Genomic DNA, 10234 nt, shown 5'->3' on the forward strand with positions numbered 1-10234 from the left:
TGAAACGGCTTCCGAAACACAAACCGCACCGCATCCGCCGACATCGCAAACAAGCCACCAATAGCCTGCATCGGACCGGCCGCACTGCTCAGCGCAATGCCCGGCGACCAACGATCGGCCCCCTTACCCGCCATGGCCACCCGGTCCTTCCAGAATCGTCACCGCAGCGACTGCTGTCGGACCACCAATGTTGTGCGCCAGCCCGATTCGGGCGCCATCCACCTGGTTGCCGGCGTTCCCGCGCAACTGGTCGAAGAGTTCCACGCACTGAGCAACTCCGGTGGCTCCCGGTGGGTGGCCCTTGGCCTTCAGGCCGCCGCTGGGGTTCACCGGCAATGCTCCACCCACACAAGTCACCTCGGCCTCCATTAACTTGTAGGCCTCCGCGGGTTCGGCGAAGCCGAGATCTTCATAGCTGATCAATTCGATGCCGGTGAAGAAATCGTGAACTTCCGCCACATCGATGTCGGCGGGCGTCATATTTGCCATTCGGAACGCTCTTTTCGCCGCGCGGGTCGTCGCCGGGAACGTCGTCATGTCCGCTTTGTGCTGATGCATCACGGAATCCAGCCCCAGTCCCACGCCGCGGATCCACACCGGCCGGTCGGTGAAACGGTCCACCACGTCCTCGGCCGCCAGTAAAAGTGCTGCGGCACCGTCACTTTGAGGTGCACAGTCGTAGACGCCGAATGGTGTGACCACCATCGGCGCGGCGAGCACCTCATCGATGGTGACCTCGAAGCGGAGCCGCGCCTTCGGATTCGACAGCCCGTGCCGGTGATTCTTGACCGCAACCATCGCCATGTGTTCACGGGTGGCAGGCGTTTCGTGCAAATAACGCGCAACATGGAGGGCAAATCCCGCGGGCGCGACCAATCCCAACGGATAATCCCACGCCATGTCGCGGGCCATCGCCTCCCACTCCCACAGCAATTGCTTGGACGCGGTCTCCCGCAATTTGTCCGCGCCCATCACCAACGCGACATCGGCCGCACCGGAGGCGATGCCGTATAGGGCGTTGCGGACCGCGTCATTGCCGGTCGCACAGGAGTTCTCGATCCGGGTCACCGGCAGGTCGGGTAGGCCGAGCGAATCGGCGAGGATCCCCGCCGGGAAGCCGTCGGCCGTTCCCATCGCGCCGAACCAGGCGGCGTCGATCTCAGACTTGTTGACGCCCTTGTCAACCCGAGCAGCGCACTCGGCGAACGCCATCGGTAGCAGGTCCTTCAACCCGAGGGCGAAATGCTCGCCGAAAGCCGTCATTCCGGCACCGACGATGGCGACACGCCTCATGCCGCACCCCATGATCGAACGGAGGGCGCCCGCGGAGTCGCGGGGGCATACGGCTCGAACGCGTACCCGTAGTCGGGCACGCCCGATCGCACGGCCACCCGACGCAGCGTCAGCCGGCCACGATCGCCGATGTGCACCGCGCCCGCCTCGACGCCGGTGACTTTGACGAGTGCGCGCACACCGACACCGTCGAGCTCGACGATCACCAACGAGTAGGGCGTCCGCAGACCCGGCACCGGGATGTGAACCGTGACTTCGGTGTAGACGCTTCCCGTCCGGGGCAGCGGCACCAGTTCGTAGTCGGTGGCCAGCCGGCCGGCCTCGTCGAGGTGGTAGCGGGGCGGGAAGTCCAAATCCTCGCTGCCGCTGTGGCGGCCGGCCTCCCACCGCACCTTGGCTTCGAAGGCCCGCTCGTAGGCGGCCAGGGAGATCGGGATGTCGGCGCCGGCGACAGTCCTGGTCTGCGGTCGCGGCTGCGCCGCCGGCTCCCGCCGGTAGACGGCGGCACCGCCGCCGGCCACTGTCACGCCAGACAAGCTGGCCTGTTCGACGGCCACCAACGGGCCGTTGACATTCGAGTCAGCGAGGGCGGCCAGCGCGAACAGTCCGGCGCTGGCACCCGCGGTCGGCACGACAGGCGCTTCGCCGCCGCACAGTTCGATCGCGCGGTCGTGGTCGACGCCGGCCAGCGCGACCGGAGTGTCGAGCCACGCCGCCGCCAGCGAGGCGACCAGCCCGCGCTCGTGGAGCAGCCGCGGGTCGCCGTAGTCGTGTACCACCCCGTCGGCATTGCGGGTGCGGACGGGGAGACTGCGGGCCACCCGCGCGGCGGTGCGAACCTGCAAGCCGTCCTCGCCAGTCAGGATCGCCGCTGCCCCAGCCGGATCCAAGTCGGAGCCGATGACCAGCGTGCGCGGCCGGGCCGAGCTGACCGCGTCGAGCGTGGCCGGCGCGCCGCCGAGCCGCTCGTCGACCTCGAGCTCGGGATCCAATCCGAGACCGGCCAGGAGGACCGCGGCATTACTGCTCTCCACCAGCGGCAGGTCCCGGCTGACCAGCACCACCCGCTCGACGGCGCCACCCTCGGACAGCGCCGCCCGGCCCGCTTCAACAGCGAGTGTGATGGCGTCCTCGTCATCGCCGGCTATGCGATGTGCGTCACACCCCCATGAGGGTAGGTAGGTGCCAATGGCGACGATGTGGGGCATGGATTCTCCGGCGCGACCTAGGTGACCGCGCCAGCGGTCTTGAGTTCGATGATGCGGTCCCAGTCCAGGCCGAGCTCGGCGAGGATCTCGTCGGTCTGCTCGGCGAATCCCGGGGCCGGGCCGCTCTGCGGTGCGGCGACGTCGAACTGCACCGGATTTGCGACCAGCTCCAATTCGCCTGCCCTCACCAGGTATTCGTTGGCCCGCACCTGTGCATCGGCCGCGGCCTGCAGGGTGTCCTGCACCGGCGCCCACGGGCCGGCCAGCGTGGCGAACCGCGTCGACCATTCGGACAGGGTCCGGGTGGCCATCGCTTTGCCCAGGATCTCGACGGCGTCGGCGGTGTTAGCGGCGATCTGCTCGACGCCGGAGAACCTCGGATCGTCGATGTACTCGGCGATATCCATATGCCGGCACACGTCCGCCCAGAACTTGGTCGGCTGCATCATCACGAATGAGATGTAGCGGCCGTCGGCGGTTTCGTAGAGGCCCACCAGTGGATTGATCGGTGAGCCGTGCACGCCCGGCACCGGTGCCACCAGCCGCTCACCGAGATGCTGAGTCAACGCGATGGTATGGCCCATCGCCCACAGCCCGCTGCCGAGCAGTGACACGTCTACCACCGACGCTTCGCCGGTCCGTTCGCGCTTGAACAACGCCGCCGCGATTCCGCCTGCGAGGTTGGTACCGGAGATGGTGTCACCGTAGGCAGGTCCGGGCGGGGCGATCATGCCCTCGGTCCCCGGCGGCGTGATCGTCGCCGCGGTGCCGGCCCGGCACCAGAAGGCGGTCATGTCATAGCCGCCTTTTTCCGACTCCTGGCCACGCGGACCGAAGGCGCTGCCGCGCGCGTAGATGATGTTCGGGTTCACCGCACGGATGTCTCCGACGTCGATGCCGAACTTGGTGCGGTGCCCGGGCAGGAAGCTGGTCAGGAACACGTCGGATCGGCGGGCGAGTTCGTAGAGAACCTCTTTGCCCTCCGGGACCGACATGTCCAACCCGATGCTGCGCTTGCCCCGATTGGCATGCTCCACATTGGGATTCGGGTCGCCCTCGACCCGCAGCGGGCCGGTCTGCCGCAGGCCGCGTTGCGGATCACCGGTGACCGCATGCTCGACCTTGATGACTTCGGCGCCCCACTCCCCCAACACCGCACCGCACGACGGCACGAAGCCGTACATCGCCACCTCGAGTATGCGGACCCCGTCGAGCGGCCTCACGACACCACCGCCGCGAGGGTCTTTCGCTCGAGGAATTCCTCAAGGCCGGCCACACCCATCTCGCGCCCGACACCGGATTGCTTGTATCCGCCGAACGGACTGTCCGGGCCAAAGTAGTTGCCGCCGTTGATGCCCATCGTGCCGCTGCGAATCCGGCGGGCGATCGCCAGTGCACGGTCGTGGCCACCGAACACTCCACCGGACAGCCCATAGATGGAGTTGTTGGCGATTCGCACCGCATCGTCATCGTCGTCATAGGCCAGGACCGCCAGGACCGGGCCGAAGATCTCCTCTTGGGCGAGCTCGCTGTCGGGGTCGACTCCGGTGATCAACGTGGGCTCATAGAAGAAGCCCGGGCCGTCGACCTTCTTACCGCCGATGACGACGGTCGCACCGGCCGCCGCCGCGCGCTGGACCATGGCGTCGACCTTCTCGCGCTGGGTGTCGTTGATGAGCGGCCCCATGTAGGTGGCCGGGTCGGCCGGATCCCCGTAGCGGACCATGCCCATGAAGTTCTTCACCAACTCGACGATCTCGTCGTGGTGCACCCGGGGTACGAGCAGCCGCGTCGTGATCGCGCAGCCCTGGCCCGCGTGCGAGCAGATCATGAACGCCGCCATCATGGCGCAATTGCTGAAATCGGCGTCGTCGAGCACCACCATGGCCGACTTGCCGCCGAGTTCCAGGAACACCTTCTTGATGGTGTCGCTGGCCGCCGCCATGATCTTGCGTCCCGTCGCCGTCGACCCGGTGAAGGTCACGACGTCGACGTCGCGGCTGGTGGTCAGTGCGGCACCGACCGCGGGGTCGGTGGAGCTGATCACGTTGATGACGCCCGCGGGGATGTCGGTGTACTTGGCGATCACCTCACCGAGCGCGAGCGTGGTGAGCGGGGTGTCCGGCGCGGCCTTGAGGACGACCGTGCAGCCGGCCGCCAGCGACGGACCCAGTTTGGCCAGCGCCAGTTGGTTCGGATAGTTGTAGGCGATGATCGCGGCCACCACGCCCGCAGCTTCCTTCTCCACCCAGCGGTGGTGGCGCTGCCCTCGACTCTCGATCTCGCCGAGGTCTTCGGACATCTCATAGGTCTTCAGCAGGTCTGCGTAGTAACCGATGATCCGGATCGGGTCGTCGAGTTGGGCGCTTTCGGTCAGCGCTTTGGTCGCTCCCACCTCGGCGATCGTCAGCGCACGCAGTTCGTCGCTGTGCTCGACGAGCGCTGTGTGCAACTGCTCGAGGCACCGGATTCGCAGCTCGACGTTGGTGGACCAGTCGGTGGTGTCGAAGGCCGTTCGGGCCGCGGCGATCGCGCGCTCGGCGTCGGCGACGTCCGCGTTCGGCGCATAGCCCACGACGTCTCCGGTGGCGGGATTGATCGACGGATAGGTGTGGTGGGCGCCGACGAGCTGACCGTTGATCAGCATGTGCCGGTCGGACACCTGGCTCTGCCCCGCTTGCTCGCCGCTCGCGATGGTGGCCGTCGTGTCCTGGGCCGACATCAGCAACTCCTCCAGTCGTCGGATAACTCGGTTCTCATCTCCGGCGAATCATACATTCGGTGCGAGAGAACTCAAGCCGCGTTCACCGAACACGTCACATCCCAGAGGCGCCCTCGTGATGCGGTCAGCTACCGCATCTCCGCAGTTAGACACATTGCGTCGAAGTGTCTTGCGAAATGGATCACACCGAGAGTAGCGTTCTCATATCAGAAAGGGCGATTCTTGACCTACGAGATCCGCTGGACCGGCGACACGACCGGACGTGCACGCCGTGGTGAAGCATGTCCGCCCCTTCCCGACCGCGACGGAGATGGCCGGTGACGACGGCGTTGGCAACCAGTGTCGTGTCGCGCCGCACCTCGTTTCGGCGATTGCTCGACATCGCCCACATCTGAGTACTGCCACCACAAGACTTTTCACGACAACACGACAGAAGTCAGAGAGAGGAATACCTGTGGGACGAGTCCAGGGCAGAGTCGCCTTCATCACCGGTGCCGCGCGCGGGCAGGGCCGCAGCCATGCCCTGCGGCTGGCCGAAGAAGGCGCCGACATCATCGCTGTCGACCTGTGCAAGGACATCGACACCATCGGCTACAAGATGGCGACCCCGGAGGATCTCGAGGAGACCGCCGAACTGGTCAAGAAGACCGGGCGCGGCATCGTCACCGCGCAGGCCGACGTTCGTGAGGCCACCCAACTCAAGGCGGCCCTCGACCAGGGCCTCGCCGAGTTCGGCAAGGTCGACATCGTCGTCGCTCAGGCCGGCATCGCCGGGATGAAAGGGCAGCCGCCACTGCAGGCGTGGTGCGACGTCATCAACACCAACCTGATCGGAACCATCAATGCGATCCAGGTGGCGCTTCCTCATCTGGAGGAGGGGGCCTCGATCATCGCCACAGGATCCACCGCGGCGCTGATGGACGCACACCAGAAGGACAACCCAGGCGCGGACCCGGGCGGGATGTCGTACATGGTCGCCAAACGCCTTCTCTCGCATTATGTTCATGACCTCGCGACCGAGCTCGCGGTACGCGGCATCCGGGCCAACGTCGTCCACCCGACCAATTGCAACACCGACATGCTGCAGAGCGACCCGATGTATCGCTCGTTCCGGCCGGATCTCGAAAACCCGACCCGCGCCGACGCCGAGCCGGTGTTCGGCATCCAGCAGGCGATGAAGGTCAACTTCGTCGAGCCGCTGGACATCAGCAACGCGGTGTTATGGCTGGCGTCGGACGAGGCCCGCTACGTCACCGGCATGCAGCTGCGCGTGGATGCCGGCGGCTACCTCAAGTGGTACGACTACCACGTCTGAACACCGGAACTATCAACAGATTTGAGAGGGAATCCGTGAAGGTTCGGGTTGACCAGGACCGCTGCCAGGGGCACACGCTGTGCGCCATGATCGCTCCAGACATGTTCGAGCTCAGCGATATCGACGGCAGCTCGTCGCCGGTGACCGAAGAGGTTCCGGCCGACCAGATCGAGCTCGTGCGCGAAGCGGCGCACTCCTGTCCGGAACAGGCAATCCTCATCGAAGAGGACTGACCTCCAGCTTTGCCAGCCAAATATCAAGGGAGACAATGCCTTGAGTATCGATGACGTCACTGACGACACCGAACGAAAGCAGCCGACCTATCACTTCGATCGGCACACGCCGGAATATCGGCAGCAGTTCGAGAAGATCACCGAGGAGATGCAGTCCCGCTGCCCGATGGCGTGGACCGATGTCTACGACGGTCACTGGGTGGCCGCCGGCAGCAAGGAGGTCTTCGAGCTCGCACGCTGTCCGGTGGTCTCCAACCACCACGACCTGACCGGTGAAACACCCTACAAGGGCATCACGATCCCAAAGGCCCAGCGAGCCACGGTGGTTCGCGGCGGCATCTTGGAGATGGACGAGCCCGAACACAGCTCATACCGTGGGGCGCTGAATCCGTACCTGTCCCCCGCCGCGGTCAAGCGCTGGGTGCCGTTCGTCGACGAGATCGTACGGGCGTCGCTCGACGAGAAGATCGAGTCTGGGCACATCGACTTCGTCGATGACCTCGCGAACATCGTGCCGGCGGTGCTCACCCTCGCCATGATGGGTATCGAACTGCAGAAGTGGCCGGTATACAGCGAGCCGGCCCACCTGTCGGTGTCCACCCCGGAACACTCGCCGGATGCCGCGCGCGTCGCCGAGATGAACCGGCAGATGGGCCTCGACATGGTCACCACCATGATGGAGGTCCGAGAGAATCCGCGGCCCGGCCTGGTGAACGCACTGCTGCAACTGCGGATTGACGGTGAGCCCGCCCCCGACCTGGAGATACTGGGCAACCTCGGGCTGATCATCGGCGGGGGCTTCGACACCACCACAGCCCTCACCGCTCATTCACTGGAATGGCTGAGCGAGCATCCCGCCGAGCGAGACCGGCTCAGCCGCGAGCGGGACGCGTTGCTGGACTCCGCCACCGAGGAGTTCCTGCGCTACTACACCCCCGCCCCCGGTGACGGCCGCACGTTCTCGGGGGACGTCGAGGTCGAGGGGCACCGCTTCAAGGAGGGTGAGCGGCTGTGGCTGTCGTGGGCGATGGCCAACCGCGATCCCTCGGTCTTCGACAGGCCCAATGATGTTGTGCTGGATCGGAAGGGTAACCGTCACTTCAGCTTCGGTATCGGCGTGCACCGCTGCGTCGGCTCGAACGTGGCTCGGACGGTATTCAAGTCGATGGTCACCGCCGTGCTCGACCGGATGCCGGACTACGTCTGCGACCAGGAAGGCACCGTGCACTACGAGACGATCGGCGTCATCCAGGGCATGAAACACCTGCCTGCCGATTTCACTCCCGGACCGCGCCTCGGTCCCGGACTCGATGAGACGCTGGCCAACCTGCAGCGGATCTGCGAGGAGCAGGGTCTGGCCCGCCCCATCACCGAGCGCAAAGAAGTCGCCGTCATCGATTGGTGAACGGTTGAACCAACGACTGTGGCCCCCTCCTTTCGGAGAGGGCCACAGTTCGTTTCGTGCTGGTTAGGCAGCGCCCTTCTTCGCACTGCCGGCGGATCCGCTCTTGGCCGAACCCGAGCCCGAGCCCTTGGCCGAGCCCGAACCCGAGCCCGAACCCTTGGTCGAGCTGTCTGCTTTGGTGCCGGCCTTGGTATCCGAGGATCCCTTGGTCGACGGCTTCGGCAGCGACGGCAGCGACACCTTCGGCGGCGCAGGCAACGAGATCTTCGGCGGCGCGGGCAGCGAGATCTTCGGCGGCGCAGGCAGCGAAATCTTCGGCGGTGCCGGGAGATTCAGCTTGGGAGCCGAGACCTTCGTGCTCGGAGCCGAGGTCGTCGGCGTCGTGTCGGCGGTCTTGTTCGCCGTCGGCGCGGGAGTGCTTCCCGGGACCTTCAGCGAGACCGTCGGCGCATTGCCGGCGATACCCGTCACCGTGTCATTGATGCTCTTGACCGTTGCAGCTCCTGCGGCTCCGGCGGCGGCGAGGGCCGCAGCCCCACCCCCTGCTCCGGCGTTGATGCCACCACCGATGTGAATGCCACCGATGTCGAAGCTGATGTTGATCCCCAGGCTCGCGTTGATCCCCTTGACCAGGGTGTTCAGCCCTGCGGCGATCTGTGCGCCCGCGTTCGCCAGCGCGTTGACCACGATCTCCGGGTTCGGGAAGGCAGCCAGCGCAGCGTTGATCGCCGCGTTCAGAGCCGCACCGCCCTGGACCAGGCCGTTGCCGAGTGCGTTGAGGAGCTGGTTGCCCACCTGCACCCCGGCGTCGATTCCAGCCTGGAGTGCTGCTGCACCCTGGTTGAACACCTGCTGTGCGACCTGCAGACCGCCACCGAGCGCTCCGGTGACCGCAGTGACGAACTCGCCCGGACTCGGGAGGTCGCCCAAAGCCGCGTTGAAGGCCGCTGCCAGCTGCGCACCCCCGTTGGCCAGCGCGTCGATGATCGCCTGCGCCCCATCAAGGTTGACGTTGAGCGCTGCCTGCAAGGCCAGTGCCAGGTCGACATTGATATTGCCCAGAGCGTCGACGAGCGCGTTGACGAACGCCTGCGGGCTCGGGAACGCGGCCAGAGCCGCCTGGAACGCCGCCGACAGCGCGGTGGCACCATTGCTCAACGCGTCGAGCACCGCCTGGAAGGCGGTCCCACCGGCCGCGATGCCGGCCTGGATGGTGGTGGCCAGCTGACCGGTGAACGTGGTGAACGCGTTGGCCAGGATGCCCAGCGTCGGGTTCAGCGCCGCCAATGCGTTGGCGAACGCCTGCACGAACGCCTGCGGCGTCGGGAAGTTGGCCAGTGCGGCGTTGAATGCCGCCGCCAGCTGCGCCCCACCCGACACCAGCGCTTCGAGGAAGGCCTGCGGGCCCTCGATCGAGGCGTTGATCACGGCCTGCAGTGCCAGACCCAGGTTGACGTCGATGTTGCTGAACGCCTGAACCAGAGCATTGATGAACGCCTGCGGGTTCGGGAACGCCTCCAGCGCCGCTTGGAAGGCCGCCGACAGCGCGCTCAGCGGGTTACCGAGCGCGTCAAGCAGCGCCTGGAAACCGGTGAGCCCGGCCGCAATTCCGGCCTGGATGGTCGCATTCAGCTGACCGGTGAACGTGGTGAACGCATCCGCGAGCACGCCGAGGGCCGGGTTGATCGCTGCGAATGCCCCGACCAACGCGTCGACGAACGCCTGCGGGCTCGGGAAGTTGGCCAGTGCGGCGTTGAACGCCGCCGCCAGCTGCGCTCCACCGTTGACCAGCGCGTCCACGAAGCCCTGGAGCCCGTCGACACCGACGTTGAGCGCGGCCTGCAAGGCCAGACCCAGGTTGACGTCGATGTTGCTGAACGCCTGAACCAGAGCGTTGATGAACGCCTGCGGGTTCGGGAACGCCGCCAACGCTGCCTGGAAGGCCGCCGACAGTGCGCTCAGCGGGTTACCCAGCGCGTCGAGCAGAGCCTGGAAACCGGTGAGCCCGGCCGCAATTCCGGCCTGGATCGTGGTCGCCAGCTGACCCGTGAACGTGGT

The 10234-nt window shown here is 66.2% G+C and carries 7 protein-coding genes and 2 pseudogenes; 3 read left to right on the forward strand and 6 right to left on the reverse strand.

The genetic code is table 11. The features are described from left to right. The 5 genes and pseudogenes from BST42_RS30265 to BST42_RS28785 form a co-directional block, all read right to left on the reverse strand. Positions 1 to 134: pseudogene (locus BST42_RS30265) on the reverse strand (ABC transporter permease); the annotation flags it as partial. Next, a complete protein-coding gene (locus BST42_RS28770; protein ID WP_083123111.1) occupies positions 124 to 1293 on the reverse strand; it encodes a thiolase C-terminal domain-containing protein in 1170 nt (389 codons plus the stop codon). The gene BST42_RS28770 and the pseudogene BST42_RS30265, both read right to left, overlap by 11 nt. Continuing rightward, positions 1290 to 2501: an OB-fold domain-containing protein gene (locus BST42_RS28775; RefSeq protein WP_083123112.1), complete on the reverse strand. Its 1212-nt coding sequence runs from the start codon at positions 2499 to 2501 to the stop codon at positions 1290 to 1292. The genes BST42_RS28770 and BST42_RS28775 overlap by 4 nt, the downstream gene beginning before the upstream one ends. Before the next feature lie 17 nt (positions 2502 to 2518). Beyond that, a complete protein-coding gene (locus tag BST42_RS28780) occupies positions 2519 to 3724 on the reverse strand; it encodes a CaiB/BaiF CoA transferase family protein (protein ID WP_083123113.1) in 1206 nt (401 codons plus the stop codon). Then, entirely contained in the window at positions 3721 to 5223 is a 1503-nt protein-coding gene (locus tag BST42_RS28785; RefSeq protein ID WP_083123114.1) for an aldehyde dehydrogenase family protein, read from the reverse strand. Before BST42_RS28785 ends, BST42_RS28780 begins: the two co-directional genes overlap by 4 nt. A 454-nt stretch (positions 5224 to 5677) precedes the next feature. Between BST42_RS28785 and BST42_RS28790 the strand changes: the two genes are divergently transcribed. Genes BST42_RS28790 through BST42_RS28800 form a run of 3 tightly spaced genes read left to right on the forward strand, consistent with a single transcriptional unit; the run spans position 5678 to position 8176 of the window. Continuing rightward, a complete protein-coding gene (locus BST42_RS28790; protein WP_083123115.1) occupies positions 5678 to 6538 on the forward strand; it encodes a mycofactocin-coupled SDR family oxidoreductase in 861 nt (286 codons plus the stop codon). A 35-nt stretch (positions 6539 to 6573) separates the two neighbouring features. Next, positions 6574 to 6771 carry a ferredoxin gene (locus BST42_RS28795; protein ID WP_036344115.1) on the forward strand — a complete coding sequence of 66 codons (198 nt, stop codon included), beginning with the start codon at positions 6574 to 6576 and terminating at the stop codon, positions 6769 to 6771. Positions 6772 to 6811: 40 nt separating this feature from the next. Then, complete coding sequence (locus BST42_RS28800; protein WP_083123116.1) at positions 6812 to 8176, forward strand: cytochrome P450; 1365 nt, start codon at positions 6812 to 6814, stop codon at positions 8174 to 8176. Positions 8177 to 8239: 63 nt separating this feature from the next. Here the strand turns inward: BST42_RS28800 and BST42_RS29825 are convergent. Continuing rightward, a pseudogene (locus tag BST42_RS29825) lies at positions 8240 to 10234 on the reverse strand (hypothetical protein); the annotation flags it as partial.

This window comes from Mycolicibacterium rhodesiae (assembly GCF_002086695.1).
GTDB classification, from domain to species: Bacteria; Actinomycetota; Actinomycetes; order Mycobacteriales; family Mycobacteriaceae; genus Mycobacterium; species Mycobacterium rhodesiae.

What these genes read in the sequence shown, in the direction of transcription:
- BST42_RS28775 (WP_083123112.1), bottom strand. Translation starts at nt 2,501, where the DNA reads ATGCCCCACATCGTCGCCATTGGCACCTACCTACCCTCATGGGGGTGT.
- BST42_RS28770 (WP_083123111.1), bottom strand. Translation starts at nt 1,293, where the DNA reads ATGAGGCGTGTCGCCATCGTCGGTGCCGGAATGACGGCTTTCGGCGAG.
- BST42_RS28785 (WP_083123114.1), bottom strand. Translation starts at nt 5,223, where the DNA reads ATGTCGGCCCAGGACACGACGGCCACCATCGCGAGCGGCGAGCAAGCG.